At 62.1% G+C, this 17,708-nt stretch carries 19 protein-coding genes; 14 read left to right on the forward strand and 5 right to left on the reverse strand.

What is annotated here, in order from left to right:
- Positions 1-156: 156 nt before the first annotated feature.
- A complete protein-coding gene (locus TU79_RS01580; protein WP_003231553.1) occupies positions 157-408 on the reverse strand; it encodes a TIGR02647 family protein in 252 nt (83 codons plus the stop codon).
- A 94-nt stretch (positions 409-502) separates the two neighbouring features.
- A complete protein-coding gene (locus TU79_RS01585; protein ID WP_003231551.1) occupies positions 503-787 on the reverse strand; it encodes a hypothetical protein in 285 nt (94 codons plus the stop codon).
- Between the two features lie 125 nt (positions 788-912).
- Between TU79_RS01585 and TU79_RS01590 the strand changes: the two genes are divergently transcribed.
- Positions 913-1,572 (forward strand): glutathione S-transferase family protein, encoded by a 660-nt coding sequence (locus TU79_RS01590; RefSeq protein ID WP_057006390.1) that lies wholly within the window; start codon positions 913-915, stop codon positions 1,570-1,572.
- 140 nt (positions 1,573-1,712) lie between these two features.
- Here the strand turns inward: TU79_RS01590 and argH are convergent, their stop codons facing one another.
- On the reverse strand, positions 1,713-3,107 hold the full coding sequence (argH, locus tag TU79_RS01595; RefSeq protein ID WP_057006391.1) for an argininosuccinate lyase: 1,395 nt from the start codon (positions 3,105-3,107) through the stop codon (positions 1,713-1,715).
- Here argH and TU79_RS01600 point away from each other — a divergent pair.
- From TU79_RS01600 to TU79_RS01635, 8 genes are all read left to right on the forward strand, one after another.
- A complete protein-coding gene (locus tag TU79_RS01600) occupies positions 3,094-3,333 on the forward strand; it encodes a hypothetical protein (protein ID WP_139136743.1) in 240 nt (79 codons plus the stop codon). The two genes, argH and TU79_RS01600, sit on opposite strands and share 14 nt — an antisense overlap.
- Before the next feature lie 273 nt (positions 3,334-3,606).
- Complete coding sequence (locus TU79_RS01605) at positions 3,607-4,353, forward strand: LytR/AlgR family response regulator transcription factor (protein ID WP_057006393.1); 747 nt, start codon at positions 3,607-3,609, stop codon at positions 4,351-4,353.
- A 138-nt stretch (positions 4,354-4,491) separates the two neighbouring features.
- Positions 4,492-5,433, forward strand: coding sequence for a hydroxymethylbilane synthase (hemC, locus tag TU79_RS01610; RefSeq protein ID WP_057006394.1), 942 nt, complete (start codon positions 4,492-4,494; stop codon positions 5,431-5,433).
- A complete protein-coding gene (locus tag TU79_RS01615) occupies positions 5,430-6,188 on the forward strand; it encodes a uroporphyrinogen-III synthase (protein WP_057006395.1) in 759 nt (252 codons plus the stop codon). Before hemC ends, TU79_RS01615 begins: the two co-directional genes overlap by 4 nt.
- A gap of 18 nt (positions 6,189-6,206) precedes the next feature.
- On the forward strand, positions 6,207-7,322 hold the full coding sequence (locus TU79_RS01620; protein WP_057006396.1) for a uroporphyrinogen-III C-methyltransferase: 1,116 nt from the start codon (positions 6,207-6,209) through the stop codon (positions 7,320-7,322).
- A 5-nt stretch (positions 7,323-7,327) separates the two neighbouring features.
- The gene (locus TU79_RS01625; RefSeq protein WP_057006397.1) at positions 7,328-8,569 is read left to right on the forward strand and encodes a heme biosynthesis protein HemY; all 1,242 of its coding nucleotides are present in this window, start codon (positions 7,328-7,330) and stop codon (positions 8,567-8,569) included.
- A 237-nt stretch (positions 8,570-8,806) separates the two neighbouring features.
- The gene (locus TU79_RS01630) at positions 8,807-9,328 is read left to right on the forward strand and encodes a disulfide bond formation protein B (RefSeq protein ID WP_057006398.1); all 522 of its coding nucleotides are present in this window, start codon (positions 8,807-8,809) and stop codon (positions 9,326-9,328) included.
- A gap of 205 nt (positions 9,329-9,533) precedes the next feature.
- On the forward strand, positions 9,534-9,992 hold the full coding sequence (locus TU79_RS01635) for an Rsd/AlgQ family anti-sigma factor (protein ID WP_003231536.1): 459 nt from the start codon (positions 9,534-9,536) through the stop codon (positions 9,990-9,992).
- 48 nt (positions 9,993-10,040) lie between these two features.
- Here TU79_RS01635 and TU79_RS01640 read toward each other — a convergent pair whose 3' ends face one another.
- Positions 10,041-10,718, reverse strand: a complete 678-nt coding sequence (locus TU79_RS01640) for an FKBP-type peptidyl-prolyl cis-trans isomerase (RefSeq protein WP_057006399.1) — start codon at positions 10,716-10,718, stop codon at positions 10,041-10,043.
- A gap of 192 nt (positions 10,719-10,910) precedes the next feature.
- Between TU79_RS01640 and TU79_RS01645 the strand changes: the two genes are divergently transcribed.
- Positions 10,911-11,939 carry an AlgP family protein gene (locus tag TU79_RS01645; protein WP_057006400.1) on the forward strand — a complete coding sequence of 343 codons (1,029 nt, stop codon included), beginning with the start codon at positions 10,911-10,913 and terminating at the stop codon, positions 11,937-11,939.
- Here the strand turns inward: TU79_RS01645 and TU79_RS01650 are convergent.
- Complete coding sequence (locus TU79_RS01650) at positions 11,936-12,400, reverse strand: TIGR02444 family protein (RefSeq protein WP_057006401.1); 465 nt, start codon at positions 12,398-12,400, stop codon at positions 11,936-11,938. The two genes, TU79_RS01645 and TU79_RS01650, sit on opposite strands and share 4 nt — an antisense overlap.
- Positions 12,401-12,450: 50 nt before the next feature.
- Here TU79_RS01650 and TU79_RS01655 point away from each other — a divergent pair, with 50 nt between their 5' ends.
- The 4 genes from TU79_RS01655 (at position 12,451) to TU79_RS01670 (ending at position 17,612) form a co-directional block, all read left to right on the forward strand.
- A complete protein-coding gene (locus TU79_RS01655) occupies positions 12,451-14,361 on the forward strand; it encodes an ATP-binding cassette domain-containing protein (protein ID WP_057006402.1) in 1,911 nt (636 codons plus the stop codon).
- On the forward strand, positions 14,361-14,924 hold the full coding sequence (locus TU79_RS01660; RefSeq protein ID WP_057006403.1) for a mechanosensitive ion channel family protein: 564 nt from the start codon (positions 14,361-14,363) through the stop codon (positions 14,922-14,924). Before TU79_RS01655 ends, TU79_RS01660 begins: the two co-directional genes overlap by 1 nt.
- A 73-nt stretch (positions 14,925-14,997) precedes the next feature.
- On the forward strand, positions 14,998-15,630 hold the full coding sequence (locus tag TU79_RS01665) for a LysE family transporter (protein ID WP_057006404.1): 633 nt from the start codon (positions 14,998-15,000) through the stop codon (positions 15,628-15,630).
- 113 nt (positions 15,631-15,743) lie between these two features.
- Positions 15,744-17,612, forward strand: coding sequence for a cytochrome c/FTR1 family iron permease (locus TU79_RS01670; RefSeq protein WP_057006405.1), 1,869 nt, complete (start codon positions 15,744-15,746; stop codon positions 17,610-17,612).
- Positions 17,613-17,708: the final 96 nt, after the last annotated feature.

Raw genomic sequence — 17,708 nt, forward strand, 5'->3', positions numbered from 1 at the left:
GCTCGCAGAGCCCGACGCGGGCGGCCGTGTAGGAGTCTACAGTCAGACGCGCAGGAGTTTTAGAGGGGAGTGGTGTTTAGTGCCGGAATTTTTCGCTCATCCACGGCAACGCCCGCGGAATCCGCAGGCAGCGGACTCCATGGGCGGTATCAGGTGTCAGGCGGCTTCTTTTTGGGCGGTGCTCAGGATGGTCAATAGCCCCTGGGCGTGTTCGGCAGCATCGCGACCAAGGCTGGTCAGGTAGCCACCATCGGGCTGGGTAATCAGTTCTTTGTCAAACAGGCGCCTGGCGGCGGCAACGGCAGTGGGGGCGGCGGTCTGATGGACTTTCAGGCCTTCCTGGGAGCTATCCAGGTTGAAGAGTGCAAGGATTTCCAGTTCGGCAACCAACTCAGGGGTATACGACATAAGGACTCCAGACGTTCTAAATTTATTAGAGGCTAGCAGGCCATAAGGTGAACGCACTTTGCCGAACTGTCCAGCGTGTTGCTGCGTGCCGGGATTATTCCTTTTCCGGTGGCAGCTCAGGCAGTGCCCGCAACGCTGTTTCGTACCAGTCGGTATCGAAGGCGCGGTCTTCGTCGAGCATTGCGTCGATCTCGAACGCCAGCACATGGGCCATCAAATTCAAAATGTCTTCGCGCTCGTAACCCACCAGCGTCAGCTTGTTGAACACGGCTTTGGCAGCCGGCGGGTTGTCGCTTTCGATCTGGTTTTCGATCGCTTCGATCAGCGTGTTTTCAGTGAATTCTTCTTCGTCGTTGTCGATGTCGGTTGGCTCGCTCATGACAGGCTCCTGAAGGAAAGGGCGCCAGTCTACCTCCATTCAAGTGGGTGATGCTGCTGGTCAGACGGGTCGCGAGGATCTATAACGCTTGCAGCCAACCCCGCACACGGCCTGGAGGCTTTGCGATGCTCAAGCTTTACGGATTTTCGGTCAGCAACTACTACAACATGGTCAAGCTGGCGCTGCTGGAAAAGGGACTGCCCTTTGAAGAGGTGCCTTTTTATGCCGGGCAAACTCAGGAAACCCTGACGATAAGCCCGCGCGGCAAGGTGCCGGTGCTGGAGGTGAAACAGGGCTTCATCAACGAAACCAGTGTGATCCTCGAATACATCGAGCAAACCCAGGAAGGACCGGCGTTGCTGCCGGGCGACCCCTTCGCGCGGGCCCAGGTGCTGGCGCTGTGCCGGGAAATCGAGCTGTACATCGAGTTGCCCGCCCGCGCGTGTTTCGCCGAGGCGTTTTTTGGCATGACAGTGCCGGAGGCGATCAAGGAAAAGTCCCGCGCCGAGTTGCTGTTGGGCGTTGGTTCCCTGGGGCGTCACGGCAAGTTTGCGCCGTATGTGGCGGGGGAGAGCCTCACGATTGCCGACCTGTACTTCATGTACAGCTTGAACCTGGCGTGTGGCGTGGGCGAGAAGCTGTTTGGCCTGGATTTGCTGGCTGAGTTGCCGAAGGCGAGGGCGTTGCTCGAGCGTTTGAATGACATGCCGAACGCACGGAAGGTCGAGGCGGACCGGCAGGCGGCGATGCCGGCGTTTCGGGCGATGATTGCGGCGAAAAAGTAAGCCAATTTGAGAGGGGGCTTGCTCCCGATAGCAGTATGTCAGTCAGCACATGTGTTGGCTGACTCTGCGCTATCGGGAGCAAGCCCCCTCCCACAGTTGGAATGCATTCCAGAGAGGGGAGCTGCTTGCCTGCAATGGTTTCAGCGGCTGGCGAGCAACGCCTGGCCGCGCGCCACCGCAGCTTTCACCTGTGCCGGTGCAGTGCCGCCGATGTGGTTGCGGGCATTCACCGAGCCTTCCAGGGTCAGTACAGCGAACACGTCCTGCTCGATCTGGTCGCTGAACTGGCGCAGTTCTTCCAGGCTCATTTCTGCCAGGTCCTTGCCGCTGTCCACGCCGTACTTCACCGCATGCCCGACGATTTCGTGGCAGTCGCGGAACGGCAGGCCACGGCGCACCAGGTAGTCGGCCAGGTCTGTCGCGGTGGAGAAACCACGCAAGGCCGCTTCACGCATGATCGCGTGTTTGGGCTTGATCGCCGGGATCATGTCGGCGAACGCGCGCAGCGAGTCGCGCAGGGTGTCGGCGGCGTCGAACAGCGGTTCCTTGTCTTCCTGGTTGTCCTTGTTGTAGGCCAGCGGCTGGCCTTTCATCAGGGTCAGCAGGCCCATCAGCGCGCCGAATACGCGGCCGCTCTTGCCGCGAACCAGCTCGGGCACGTCGGGGTTTTTCTTTTGCGGCATGATCGAGCTGCCCGTGCAGAAGCGGTCCGGCAGGTCGATGAACTGGAATTGCGCGCTGGTCCACAGCACCAGCTCTTCGGAGAACCGCGACAGGTGCATCATGGCGATGCTGGCGGCGGCGCAGAATTCGATGGCGAAGTCGCGGTCCGATACGCCGTCCAGGGAATTGCCGCCCACCGCATCAAAACCCAGCAGCTGCGCGGTGTACTCGCGGTCGATCGGGTACGTGGTGCCGGCCAGTGCGGCGCTGCCCAGGGGCATGCGGTTGGCGCGCTTGCGGCAGTCCACCAGGCGCTCGTAGTCGCGGCTGAGCATTTCGAACCAGGCCAGCAGGTGGTGGCCGAAGGTCACTGGCTGCGCGGTTTGCAGGTGGGTGAAGCCGGGCATGATGGTGTCCGACTCACGTTCGGCCTGTTCCAGCAGACCCTTTTGCAGGCGGGTGATTTCAGCCAGGATCAGGTCGATTTCGTCGCGCAGCCACAGGCGGATATCGGTGGCTACCTGGTCGTTACGGCTGCGCCCGGTGTGCAGCTTCTTGCCGGTCACGCCGATGCGGTCCGTGAGGCGCGCTTCGATGTTCATGTGCACGTCTTCCAGGTCGACACGCCAGTCGAACGTGCCGGCTTCGATCTCGCCGCCAATGGTGGTCAGACCGTCGATGATGCTGTCGCGCTCGGCGTCGGTCAGCACGCCGACCTTGGCCAGCATCGTGGCGTGGGCGATGGAGCCCATGATGTCGTGGCGGTACAGGCGCTGGTCGAAATTAACGGAGGCGGTGAAGCGGGCGACGAAGGCGTCGACGGGTTCACTGAAGCGGCCGCCCCAGGACTGGTTGGTCTTGTCGGTGCTCATGGATTCGCTCGTGGTCTGCTTGAAAGAGGCGTGGAGTGTGGCGCCGATAATAACAGGGTTGCCCGTGCAGGCGGTGCTGCGGGTGATCGGCATTTTATTTACGCCAGAGCTGGCTAAGTGCCTTGCCGACGACCGCGTCCGGGACGAGACTGGAGGCACGGGCTTATTGATACGATATTTGACGATTGAGCAATATCGTCTTGGCGAGCGTCTACAGTTGGACTGACAGCGTATGAATGCACCAAAGTCGGGTGATGCGGTCAGAGCCTGACTGTCTATTGAAAAAGGGGGTATTCGGATTGTGTATCAGCAAACCCTACCAAGATGCCCGGAGGCAGCAGGTCCTGGGCACCAGTGAACAGGTCCGGGTAAACATGGGTGCCGCTGCCGGGGCACTTTTTGCCGTCCGCACCAGTCTTAGCGTGGATCGCTGTGACGCAAGTCACCGCACCTGTCTACGCTATCCTTGTGCGAGACTCACGCAGGAATCCAGCGCAATATGAATGTCCTGATCGTTGATGACGAACCCCAAGCCCGCGAGCGTCTGAGCCGTCTGGTCAAAGAACTCGAGGGTTATACAGTCCTGGAACCGAGCGCCACCACCGGCGAAGAGGCGTTGACGCTGATCGACAGCCTCAAGCCCGATGTGGTGCTGCTCGATATCCGCATGCCTGGCCTTGATGGCCTGCAAGTCGCGGCCCGCCTGAGCGAGCGCGAATCACCCCCGGCGGTGGTGCTGTGTGCAGCCGAGGAAGAGTTTTCTGCGCAGACCCTGGAAGACAGCGGGGTGAGCTTTCTGGCCAAGCCGGTTGCCGGTGAAGGCCTGCTCAAGGCCCTGAAAAAAGCCGAGCGCCCGAACCGCCTGCAACTGGCGGCTCTGACTCAGCCTGCCGCCCAAAGTGGTAACGGGCCGCGCAGCCACATCAGCGCGCGTACCCGCAAAGGCATCGAACTTATTCCCCTGGACCAGGTGGTCTATTTTATCGCTGATCACAAGTACGTGACCCTGCGGCACGAGGCCGGTGAAGTGCTGCTCGACGAGCCACTCAAGGCGCTTGAGGATGAGTTCGGCGATCGCTTCGTGCGCATCCATCGCAATGCGCTGGTGGCCCGTGAGCGTATCGAGCGTTTGCAGCGCACGCCGCTGGGGCACTTTCAGTTGTTCCTCAAAGGGCTCAATGGCGACGCGTTGATCGTGAGTCGGCGCCATGTTGCTGGCGTGCGCAAGATGATGCAGCAGCTTTAGCCCTGAGTCTGGCGCACTGTCTGCATTGCTGATCCAGGTGCTGCGTGGTCAGGGAGGCCTCGCACGTGCTGATTCAAGTCAAGGCGTATTGGCCTGAGCTGTTATTATCTGCCGTATCTACCCAGTACGGATTGTTCAATGTCTCTTCGCGAAATCCGCATCGCCACCCGTAAAAGTGCCTTGGCTTTGTGGCAGGCCGAATACGTCAAGGCCCGCCTTGAGCTGGCCCATCCGGGCCTCAAGGTGAGCCTGGTGCCCATGGTCAGTCGCGGCGACAAGCTGCTCGACTCGCCACTGTCCAAGATTGGCGGCAAGGGTCTGTTCGTCAAGGAACTGGAAACCGCACTGCTGGAAAATCACGCCGACATCGCCGTACATTCGATGAAAGATGTGCCCATGGACTTTCCTGAAGGCCTGGGCCTTTTTTGTATCTGCGAGCGTGAAGACCCGCGTGATGCCTTTGTGTCCAATATCTATGCGTCCCTGGATGAACTGCCTCTTGGCAGCATCGTCGGCACGTCGAGCCTGCGCCGACAGGCCCAGTTGCTTACGCGTCGCCCGGACCTGCAAATCCGCTTTCTGCGGGGCAATGTCAACACCCGTCTGGCCAAGCTGGATGCCGGTGAATACGACGCGATCATCCTGGCGGCCGCCGGCTTGATCCGCCTGGGCTTCGAAGACCGGATTACCTCGGCGATCAGCGTCGAAGACAGCTTGCCCGCAGGCGGACAGGGCGCGGTGGGCATCGAGTGCCGCACTGCCGACAGCGAAATTCATGCGCTGCTCAAACCGCTGGATCACCAGGACACCGAGGTGCGGGTCACCGCCGAGCGCGCGCTGAACAAACACCTCAATGGAGGTTGTCAGGTCCCCATCGCCTGCTACGCGGTGCTTGAGGGCGACAACCTGTGGTTGCGCGGGCTGGTCGGCGACCCGGACGGTGGCTTGCTGCTCACCGCCGAGACGCGCGGGCCACAGCATGAAGCGACGGCGCTGGGCATCCAGGTGGCCGAAGCGCTGTTGGAAAAAGGCGCCGGCGCCATTCTGCAAAAAGTCTACGGCGAGGCCGGACCGCAGTGAGCGGCTGGCGGGTGCTGCTGACGCGGCCGGCCGAGGAGTCGACGGCCCTGGCGGCGTCGCTGGCCGACGCCGGTATTTTCAGCAGCAGCCTGCCCTTGCTTGATATCGAACCGCTGCCCGTCACACCCGAGCAGCAGGCAGTGTTCCGCGACCTGGGCCGCTATTGCGCGATCATCGTGGTGAGCAAGCCGGCCGCACGCGCTGCCCTGCAACACATGGAGTCCCATTGGCGGCAAGTGCCGTGGTTCAGCGTGGGCGCCGCGACGGCGCAGGTGCTGGCCGATCAGGGCCTCAGGGTTCACTGTCCGCAAACCGGCGATGACAGTGAGGCCTTGCTCGCATTGCCCGCCTTGCAGAAGGCCGTCGCACGCCCTGGTGCGCGGGTGTTGATCCTGCGTGGCGAGGGCGGACGGGAGTTGCTTGCGCAGTGTTTGCGCGCCAGAGGTGCTAGTGTCGACTATATGGAATTGTATCGGCGTTTTCTTCCGACCTATGATTCGGACGTGCTGATGCAACGCATCCGGTTGGAACGCTTGAACGGGCTGGTGGTCAGCAGTGGGCAGGGTTTTATACACCTGCAGGCCTTGGCGGGCGCTGAGTGGCCGCGGGTTGCTCAGTTGCCGTTGTTCGTGCCCAGCCCGCGAGTCTGTGAGATGGCGCAGGCTGCCGGCGCAGAAAAAGTTGTGGATTGTCGCGGTGCGAGTGCCGCGGCTTTGTTAGTGGCGTTACGGAGTTATCCCGTTCCCACTCTCTGATACGCAAAGGACGGATACGTGAGCGAAACAGCCTTGCCTAAAGATGACACTCAGCCCGCGCTCGATGCGCCGGTCGAGACACCGGTTACCGCGCCACGCCGTGGTAATGGCCTGGCAGTCGTTGCCTTGCTGCTCGGCGCCGCAGGCGTCGCCGTTGGCGGTTGGGGGGTGTTGCAGGTACGTGCACTGCAAGCCAGCAGCCAGCAACAGTTGGGTCAGGTGCAGACCCTCGACGACCAGTCCCAGAGCCTTAAGCAAAGCCAGCAGCAACTGGCCGCGCGCCTGGCGCAATTGCCGGCTGCGGATGAGCTGGAAGAGCGTCGGCGCCTGGTTGCGCAATTGCAGGGTGACCAGCAGCGGCTGAACCAGCGCCTGGAAACCGTGCTGGGCGCCAGCCGCAAGGATTGGCGTCTGGCTGAGGCCGAGCACCTGATCCGCCTGGCGAGCCTGCGTCTGTCCGCCCTGCAGGACATCAACAGCGCCCAGTCGCTGGTTCAGGGTGCGGACGAGATCCTTCGCGAGCAGAGCGATCCGGGCGCCTATGCCGCCCGTGAACAATTGGCCAAGAGCCTGGCGGCACTGCGCAGCACCGAGCAGCCGGACCGCACTGGGTTGTACCTGCAATTGGCCGCGCTGCGTGACCAGGTGGTGCAACTGTCGGCCATTGCGCCGGAGTATTCGCTCACCGAGCCCGCCGCTCAGGGCCGCTCCACCGACGATACGCAAAATCGCCTGAGCCAGTGGTGGGAGCAGATTTCCCGTTACTTCCGCATCAATTTCAATCCTGACGACACCATTCGTCCATTGCTGGCAGGTCAAGGCCTGAACCAGGTGCGCCTGGCCCTGAGCCTGGCCCTGGAGCAGGCGCAATGGGCGGCACTCAATGGCGAATCGGCGGTGTACAGCCGCTCGCTGGGTGAGGCGCGCAGCGTGTTGCAGGACAACTTCAATCAGGACAACCCGCAGAGCAAGGCCATGCTGGCACGTATCGCCGAGCTCGAGCCCAAGGCCGTCTCGGTGGTGACACCGGACCTGGCCGCAAGCCTGGCTGCTGTGCAGGCCTACCTTGAGCGTCGTCACTTGTCTGCCGATGAAGCCAAGGCGTCGGCGAGCAAGCCGGCGACCCAGGAGTAGAGCCGATGAAGCGTTTCTATGTGATCCTGGTGCTGGCGATTGCCATCGCCCTGGCGCTGGCCGTGGGCATTTCGAAACACACTGGCTACGTGCTGATTACTTATCCGCACCTGCTGCATTACGAGTCGAGCCTGTGGGCTACGCTGGTCGCGATCTTTGTGGTGGGTCTGGTGATCTACCTGCTGCGGGTATTGCTGAGTCTGGTGATGGCCTCCGGTGGTGTGGTCAACCCATGGTCACGGCGCAATCGCAGCCGTCGCGTGCAGATTGCAATCGAACAGGGTCAGATGGACCTCGCCGAAGGCCGTTGGGCCAGCGCCGAGCGCCATCTGCACCGCGCTGCCGAGGCAGAGCGTCAGCCATTGCTTTACTACCTTGGCGCCGCCCGCGCCGCCAACGAGCAAGGGCGTTATGAAGAGTGCGACAGCTTGCTGGAGCGCGCGCTGGAGCGTCAGCCCCAAGCCGAACTGGCGGTCGCCTTGAGCCATGCACAGTTGCAGATGGATCGCGGCGATACCGAAGGCGCGCTGACCACCCTGCAGGCCATGCATGCGCGTCATCCCCATAGCGCCCAGGTGCTGCGCCAGTTGCAGCGTTTGCACCAGCAGCGTGGCGATTGGTCGTCGGTGATCCGGTTGCTGCCCGAGTTACGCAAGGACAAGGTTCTACCTGCTGCCGAGTTGGCCGAGCTGGAGCGCCGCGCCTGGGGTGAAAACCTCAGTTTGGCGGTACAGCGCGAAGAGCAGGGCGAAGCGGGGTTGCAGTCGCTGGAGCGGGCTTGGCAACAGCTGACCTCCGCACAGCGTCAGGAGCCGCAACTGGTATTGGCCTACGCTGAGCAACTGCGCCAGTTGGGTGCGGATGCGCAAGCCGAAGAAGCCTTGCGCGGTGCCATCAAGCGCAGCTACGACAGTCACCTGATCCGCCTCTACGGTTTGCTGCGCGGCAGCGATCCGGCGCGGCAACTGAAGTTTGCCGAAGGCTGGCTCAAGGACCATCCCGGCGATGCCAGCCTGTTGCTGACCCTGGGACGCCTGTGCCTGCAGAACAGTCTGTGGGGCAAGGCGCGTGACTATCTGGAAAGCAGCCTTCAGGTGCAGCGCAATCCTGAGGCCTGCGCTGAATTGGCGCGCCTGTTGGCTCAACTGGGTGATACCGAGCGCAGCAATCAGTTGTTCCAGGAAGGTCTGGGTTTGTTGGACAGCCGGCTTCTGGCGTCTCCGTTGCCGGTCCCCGCACGGGTTTGAAGTAGGAAAAGTGATGTGGGTTGGCTCGGACGATTCTGAGGGTCAACCCATCGATTACCGCATAAAACCTGGGCTCAGGTCTCTGTGTAGTAAATTCCTACTGACAGCTTCTTGAAGTCATCCAGGGTCTGACGGCATATCCCTGTGTTCTCGCGGAATTGTCTGCCCCTGAGCGTATTGAAAGGCGGCAGGGCTTTCCTCTACCGTAACGACCTATCTCTTGCGGTACGGATAACAATGTCTTTGGCCCCTTCACGCTCCTTGTTTTTTCTGGCCTTCGTGGCCGGTGCGCTGACGTTGGGTGCGTCTTTTTATCTTGAGTACGGCGTGTCGCTACGGCCTTGTTTCCTGTGCCAGGTGCAACGCATTCTGCTGGCGACCTTCATGCTGATCAATCTGGTCGCCGCCCTCCATAATCCAAAACGTTCAGCCAGCTACCTTTACGGTCTGGCGAGCATGGGCTGCGCGCTACTCGGCGCTGTCACCGCCGTGCGCCAGGTGCTGCTGCAGAACGCCGCGCCGGAGCAAGTCGGCGACTGCTGGCCGAACCTGCAATACATGATTGAAAACCTGTCGCCCTGGCAGGCGCTGCAACGGACGTTCAGGGGCACCGTCGATTGCGTCGAGATCAACTGGACACTGTTTGACCTGAGCCTTCCCGAGTGGAGCCTGTTGTTTTTCGTGGCGATGCTGATCCTGGGCATTCTGCAGTTTTTACCGCTGTTGTTCAGTCGCCGAGCAGTTGTCACAAGGCAATGAGCGGGCAGGGTAATTCGTAGGACGGGATTAAACGCTTGTATGAACTTTCTGTCCTGCGTACCTTGAAGCCATAGTCATGCGGGCATAATCTGGCCCGCACGCGTTATCGAAACCGATTGTCAGTTGCAGCTTTGTGCGGCTGGCGCTTCACCGTTGAGTGTTGCGCGGCACAGGCGAACGCATCCCCTAGGGAAGAGAGATCATCATGTTGGAAAGTTGCCGGAATGCCCAGGAACGCTGGGGTGGGGTGCACAAGCTGATAGACAGCTGGTTGAAGGCGCGTCACGAACTGATTCGCTCCTTTGATGCGCTTGGCGCCAAGCCCGACGCGTTGGCCGAAAACGGCGAACTGCTGCAGGATTTCTGCGGTGTGCTGATGGACTACGTGTCAGCGGGCCATTTCGGCGTTTACGATCAATTGACCAAGGAAGCAGAAGCCTTCGGTGATGAGCGAGGGTTGGAGCTGGCGGATACCCTTTATCCTCGCCTCGACGCGATCACTGAGAAGCTCGTTGCTTTCAACGACCTGTGTGATGCAGGCAAATGTGTTGCTGAAAAATTCAAAGAGTTGGGCGCACTCTTGCATGAGCGTTTCGAACTGGAAGATTGCCTGATCGAAGTGCTGCATAACGCTCACAAGGACGAGGCTGTTACTCAGGCCTGACCTTTGGCGATAAAAAAACGGTGCGCATGTCGCACCGTTTTTTTTGGCTCACTGACGCGTGCCCAGCAATTGGATCTCAAACACCAGCGGTGTATAAGGCGGGATCAACTCACCCGCGCCGTCTGCGCCATAGGCCTGGACCGATGGAATCACCAGACGCCATTTTGCGCCCACCGGCATCTGCTGCAACGCGCTGCGCCAGCCGCTGATCACGCTGTCCAGGCGAAACCACTGCGGTTGCGTGCTCTGATCGAACACTGTGCCATCCGGCAATCGACCCACGTATTTGACCTGAACCTGGTCGCTGGCTGCCGGCTTGTTGCCGGTGCCTGGCGTCAGCTCCGTGAGCAGGATTCCATCGGCCAGTTCACGCACACCGGGTGCGGCTTTTTCCTTGGCGAGGAACTGTTGTTCGCCAGCCAGCGCCTTTTCACTGCGAGGCACCTGCGCATTGGCCTCAGTCTGTGCCTCGTGCTGGGCAAGCAGTTTTTCGATACGCGCGCTGTCGAGCGCCAACGGCTTGCCTTGATAGGCTTGTTTGAGGCCGTCGATCAGGGCCTGAATCTGCAGGTCGGGGACCTCCTGACGCAGCCGTTCACCCAGGCTGGCGCCCAGGCTGTACGCAAGGTCGTGCTGGTCCTGAATAGCAGCGCTGGACGGCAATTGCTCGTTTGCGTCAGCAACGTAAACAATCAGGCCAAGCACAAGAAAAAGGTAACGCGACATGGGCATGCTCCCGCCAAAAGTGCGACGGATTATGCCAGCGTGGAAGGGTAAACAGTGTCGTGGATTCCGTTCAGGCCGATAAGAATTTTCCCAGGGCGCAACGCAAGTCAATCGATACTGTCAACATGCGCTAGCGGCGGTAAGAGCAGAGGGCTAGTATGAGCCGCACCCACGTCAGTCAGGAGGTAAACCATGTCGGCCAAACAGAAGCCTGTTAATACCCCGTTGCATTTGCTCCAACAACTGTCGGGCAGCCTGCTCGAACATCTGGAAAGCGCTTGCGCCCAGGCCTTGGCCGATGCAGAAAAACTGCTCGCCAAACTGGAAAAGCAACGCGGCAAAGCGCAGGAAAAGCTGCACAAATCCCGTATCAAGCTGCAAGACGCCGCCACTGCCGGCAAGTCCAAGGCACAAGCCAAGGCCAAAGACGCAGTCAAAGAACTCGAAGACTTGCTGGACGCTCTCAAAGATCGCCAGGCTGAGACCCGCACTTATATTTCCCAACTGAAAAAAGACGCTCAGGAAAGCCTGAAACTGGCCCAGGGCGTCGGTCGTGTGAAAGAAGCCGTCGCCAAGGCTCTGGGCGCGCGTACGCCAGCCAAAGCGGTCGCGGCAAGCACGGCTAAAAAGCCTGCGAGCAAGGCCGTTGCAGCGAAGGCTCCAGCTAAAGCCGCCGCCAAGCCAGTTGCCAAAACTGCTGCTGTAAAACCAACTGCCAAGCCAACCGCCAAAACAGCTGCTGCGAAACCAGCCGCCAAGCCAGTGGCCAAAACAGCTGCTGCAAAACCGGCCGCCAAGCCAGCCGCTAAACCAGCTGCTGCGAAACCAGCCGCCAAGCCAGTGGCCAAAACGGCTGCTGCAAAACCGGCCGCCAAGCCAGCCGCTAAACCAGCTGCTGCAAAACCAGCCGCCAAGCCAGTGGCCAAAACAGCTGCTGCAAAACCGGCCGCCAAGCCAGCCGCTAAACCAGCTGCTGCAAAACCAGCCGCCAAGCCAGTGGCCAAAACGGCTGCTGCAAAACCGGCCGCCAAGCCAGCCGCTAAACCAGCTGCTGCAAAACCAGCCGCCAAGCCAGCTGCCAAACCGGCTGCTGCAAAACCAGCACCGGCCAAGCCTGCTGCATCGACCGCCACTTCGACAGCATCCACCGCCCCAACCGCGCCGGCCAGCAGCACCTCTGCACCGGCAGCACCAGGCACCACGCCAACCAGCGCTTCCTAAGGGCTGGCAACCACGACGCGCAGTTGCTGGAGCGCGTTGTGGTCAAGGTTGGCGACTTCGGTCGCCAGGCCTTCAAGCCATCCGTATTGCCCCTTCGCCTCATCCTTCGGCCAGCCCCGCGCCAGTTGTTCCAGGCGAGTCAACAGCGTCCGTTCCGCTTCCAATTCCAGCGCCTTGACCCCCGTGCGTAACGTCTCCAGTTGACCCTCCTGCTGCGCCAATTCACGCCATTGCACACGTAGCTCTCGCAACGGTTCGACAACCTGTTCGCGCCACGGACGAGCAAGCTGCTGCAACGCCTTCAGACGTTCGGCCCTCGGCACCACGCCCCGCGCCTCCAGCCAGGCGCCGCACAGCAACAGGCACACATCCGCGCCATTTTCCTGCAAGCGCAGGCACGCGGCTTCGACGCCGGGCCGGGCGTAGGTCGAGAGGGCAAAGCTCCACAGGTCAGCGCACATATTCACACCCAAGCCAGCGGCCAACGAAGCTGGTAGACTCCGCCGCCATTATGATCCGACTTCAAAGCCTAACATTACAGCGTGGCCCGCAACGTCTTCTTGAAGACGCCGAGCTGACCCTGCACGCCGGTCACAAAGCCGGCCTGATCGGTGCCAATGGCGCCGGCAAATCCACGTTGTTTGCGTTGTTGCTCGGTGAGCTGACCCCGGATTCCGGGGACTGCCTGCTGCCGGCCGACTGGCGAATCGCCCATATGCGCCAGGAGATCGACACCCTGGACCGCATCGCGATCGACTACGTGCTCGATGGCGACCTGCGCCTGCGCCAGGTGCAACATGACCTCGCCGAGGCCGAGAAAGCCCAGGACGGTGCCGCTCAGGCCCGCCTGCACGCCGAGCTGGACAGTGCCGATGGTTACACCGCCGACGCCCGCGCGCGCAAAATGCTCGCCGGTCTGGGGTTTGCCAACGAACAGATGGACCGCCCGGTCGCCGACTTCTCCGGCGGCTGGCGCATGCGCCTGAACCTGGCCCAGGCGCTGATGTGCCCCTCCGACCTGTTGCTGCTCGATGAACCGACCAACCACCTGGACCTCGATGCGATCCTCTGGCTGGAAGACTTCCTCAAGAACTACCAGGGCACCCTGCTGCTGATTTCCCACGACCGGGATTTCCTCGACGCCGTGGTCGACAACATCGCCCACGTCGAACAGAAGAAAATCACCCTCTACCGTGGCGGCTACACCGCGTTCGAGCGCGCGCGCGCCGAACGCCTGGCCCAGCAGCAACAGGCGTTCGAGAAACAACAAGCGCAGCGCGCGCACATGGAAAGCTACATCGCAAGGTTCAAGGCCCAGGCCACCAAGGCGCGCCAGGCCCAGAGCCGGATCAAGGCCCTGGAGCGCATGGAGGAACTGTCGGCGGCCCACGTGGATTCGCCGTTCGACTTTGTGTTCCGCGAGTCGGTGAAAATCTCCAGCCCGCTGTTGGACCTCTCGGATGCGCGCCTGGGTTATGGCGACAAAACCATCCTCGAGAAGGTCCGGCTGCAGCTCACGCCGGGTGCGCGCATTGGTCTGCTCGGCCCCAACGGCGCAGGCAAATCGACGCTGATCAAGAACCTGTCCGGTGAACTCTCGCCGCTGGCCGGCCGCCTCACCCGCGGCGAAAACACCGTGGTGGGCTATTTCGCCCAGCACCAGCTCGACTCGCTCGATTCCAAGGCCAGCCCGTTGCTGCACCTGCAGCGCCTGGCGCCGACCGAACGCGAACAGGTCCTGCGCGATTTCCTCGGCGGCTTCGACTTCCGTGGCGCGCGCATCGATGAGCCGGTGCTGAATTTTTCCGGCGGCGAAAAGGCCCGCCTGGCCCTGGCCTTGATCGCCTGGGACCGGCCGAACCTGCTGCTGCTCGACGAGCCCACCAACCACCTGGACCTGGAAATGCGCCTGGCGCTGACCATGGCCCTGCAGGAATTCAGCGGTGCGGTTCTGGTGGTGTCTCACGACCGCCACTTGCTCAAGAGCACCACTGATAACTTCCTGCTGGTGGCTGACGGCAAGGTCGAGGAGTTCGACGGCGACCTGGATGACTACGCGCGCTGGCTGACCGATTACCGCCTGCGCAACGCGCCGACCAGCAACACGCCGGTCAACCCGGACAAGACCGACAAGAAGGCCCAGCGCCAGGCCGCTGCCGCCTTGCGCCAGCAGTTGGCGCCGCACAAGCGCGAAGCCGACAAGCTGGAAGCTGAGTTGGGCAAGGTGCACGAGCGCCTGGCCAGCATCGAAGCCAGCCTGGGTGACAGCGCCGTGTACGAGGTCGCTCGCAAGGATGAGTTGCGCGACCTGCTGGCCGAGCAGGCCAGACTCAAGGTGCGTGAAGGCCAGTTGGAGGAAACCTGGATGGAAGCCCTCGAACTGCTGGAATCCCTGCAAGCGGAGCTGGAGGCGCTGTCCTGATGGAAGCGCTGCAACTGCCGTTGCCTGCGCAATGGGTGGCGCCGATCTGGATCGGTGTGCAGATCCTGCTCATCCTGCTGGCGGGCTATTTTGCCCAGCGCTTCGTTGCCAAGGGCCTGACGCGCCTGGGTGAGCGCTACCCGTTCCCGCCTCAGTTGCTGATGCCCCTGCGCGGTGGGCTGCGCTGGCTGATCATGGGCAGTGCGCTGATTTTCGTGCTGGGGCGCCTGGGCGTGTCTGCCACCGTGCTGTGGACGGCGTTGTCAGGGTTCGTGGCGGTGGCGGCGGTGGCGTTCTTCGCCATGTGGTCGGTGTTGTCCAACCTACTGTGCGCGATTTTGATCTTTACCGTCGGGCCGTTTCGCCTGGGTGACATCGTCGAACTGGTGGACACCGTCGACAAGCCCGGCGTTAAGGGGCGCGTGGTCGCGATCAACCTGCTTTACACCACGTTGATCGAAGTGGAAGAGGCCGGCACCAACAGTGCCATCGTGCAGGTGCCCAACAGCCTGTTCTTCCAGCGTTCGGTGCGGCGCTGGCCCGGCAATATCTCGCCGCTGTAAAAAACTGATAGCCAGCCTTCATTCGGCGGCGTTAGCTTAGCGCACAACAGCAAACCCCCCCTTGAGGTGTGCAATGGCACTCGACACATGGCTGGCGTTTTTCCTCGCCAGTTGGATCATCTCCCTGTCCCCTGGCGCTGGCGCTATCGCCTCGATGTCCAGCGGCCTGCAATACGGTTTTGCGCGTGGCTACTGGAACGCCATTGGCCTGCAACTGGGCCTGGCGATGCAGATTGCCGTGGTGGCGGGGGGCCTGGGTGCCATTCTGGCGACGTCGTCCACCGCGTTCTATGCGATCAAATGGTTTGGCGTGGCGTACCTGGTGTATCTGGCCATCAAACAATGGCGTGCCCTGCCCATGGACCTCACCGATGACGCCGCGCCGCGCCAGATCGGCAAGCCGATGGCGATGATGTTTCGCGGGTTCCTGGTCAATGCCAGCAACCCCAAGGCCCTGGTGTTCATGCTGGCGGTATTGCCGCAGTTCGTGAATCCCCAGGCGCCGCTGGCGATCCAGTACCTGATCATCGGCGCGACCATGATCAGCGTCGACATGATTGTGATGGCCGGTTATACCGGGCTGGCCTCCAAAGTCCTGCGCCTGTTGCGCACGCCCACGCAGCAAAAGCGCGTGAACCGCACGTTTGCCGGGCTGTTCGTGGGGGCGGCGGGTTTCCTCGCCAGCCTGCACCGGGCCACGGCATAACGTGCACTAAACACCGATCAACCTGTGGGAGGGGGCGGTGCCAAATAAGCTTGAGTCCAATCGGTTAAAGCTGAACAATAGTGTTACTTCGTATTTCCCCCTGAGATTCATTCATGACCGCCCCCTTCCGTTTTCTCGCCTGGCTGCTGTTGCCGGGGTTGATGTCGTGCAGCCTCAATCTGCTGGCCGCCACCGCCGAAGGTGCCCCACAAGCCTTGCATCTGCTGGACTACGTTAGCGCCGACTACCCGCCGACCGTGGCGTCGGGTGAGGTGGTGGATCCATCGCACTATCGCGAGCAGGTGGAGGCTATCGGCGCATTGCAGGGGCTGGTCGCGCAGTTGCCGCAAAAGCCCGAACGCGCCGAATTGGCCACGGGCGTCGATCAGTTGCTGGCCGCCGTCAGCACCCGTGCAGAGGGCGCCACAGTCGCCCGTCAGGCCCGGCAATTGGGCGCCAGGCTGGCGGTGGCTTATGAAGTCAGCCAGGCACCGGCCATTACGCCGGACCCGGCGCGCGGCGCACCGCTCTTCGCTCAGCATTGCTCGGTGTGCCATGGCGCCACCGGTGCTGGAGACGGCCCGGCCGCGCTGGGCATGGAGCCTGCGCCTGGGGACCTGCGCGACGCGGCGCGTTTCGACCGCCTGAGCCTCTACGCGATCTACAACACCCTTGGCCTGGGCATCGAAGGCAGCGATATGCCGTCGTTCGCCGATCAGTTGGACGACCGTCAACGTTGGGACCTGGCCACCTACCTCGCGGGCTTCACCGCCGACCCGGCTGCGGTCAGGAGCGGGCCGCCCTTCAACCTCGCCGACCTGGCCCGCCAGACCCCCAATGAGGTGCTGGCCACCAGTGGCCCGGCCGCCGCCGCGACCTTCCGCGCCCAGCGTGCGCAGCCGCCGCAGGTCACGCGCGGCCCTGCGCAATTGCTTGAATACACCGCCACCACACTGGACAAAAGCATCGCTGCGTTCCGTAACGGTGACCACGAGCAGGCCTATGACTTATCCGTTGCGGCCTACCTGGAAGGCTTCGAGCTGGTGGAAAGTTCGCTGGACAACGTCGACGCCAACGTGCGCAAGGACACCGAGAAAGCGCTGATGGCCTATCGGCAGTCGTTGCAGGACGGCCTGCCGCTGGAGCAGGTGCAGCAGCGCCTGGACGTGGCCAAGGGCAAGCTCGGCCAGTCCGCCGACCTGCTCGGCAGCGACGGCTTGAGCTGGTCGTTGAGCTATATCTCCGGCTTGTTGATTCTGCTGCGCGAAGGCCTGGAGGCGATTCTGGTGCTGGCGGCGATCCTCGCCTTCCTGCGCAATACCGGCCAACAATCGGCGGTGCGCAGTGTCAATGTGGGCTGGGGCTTGGCGCTGCTGGCCGGCCTCGCGACCTGGGCATTGGCGGCGTACGTGATCGACGTCAGCGGTGCCCAGCGCGAATTGCTCGAAGGCTGCACGGCGCTGTTCGCCAGCGTGATGGTGCTGTGGCTCGGCGTGTGGATGCACAACCGCCGTCATGCGGCGGCCTGGCAGGACTACATCAAGAGCAGCCTGGTGGGCGGCGGCGGACGGTTCGGCTTTGCGCTGCTGGCGTTCTTCTCGGTGTACCGCGAGCTGTTCGAGGTGATCCTTTTCTACGAAACTCTGTGGCTGCAGGCCGGCCCCGCCGGGCACAACGCGGTGCTGGCCGGTGGCGCCACGGCACTGGTGTTGTTGGTGGGCCTGGCCTGGGTGATCCTGCGTGGCTCGGCGAGATTGCCGCTGGCGCTGTTCTTCGGCATCAACGCAGCGCTGCTGTGCGCGCTGTCGGTGGTGTTCGCCGGGCATGGCGTCAAGGCGCTGCAAGAGGCCGGAGTGTTCGGCACACGGCCGGTGGCGTTCTTTGAGTTCGACTGGCTGGGGATTCACGCCGACGCATATTCGTTAAGCGCGCAGGCGGTGGCTATCCTGGCGATTGTGGTGTTGTACCGCCGCAGCCGGTAAAAATGTAGGGGCTCCGCCAGGTCTTCGGCTTGGCGCTGTCGCGCAGCACACTGGAGCCTTTGTGGCTGCCTGAAATTTCAGGGTTTGAAATCAGCA

Source organism: Pseudomonas trivialis (assembly GCF_001439805.1).
Lineage (GTDB): Bacteria > Pseudomonadota > Gammaproteobacteria > Pseudomonadales > Pseudomonadaceae > Aquipseudomonas > Aquipseudomonas trivialis.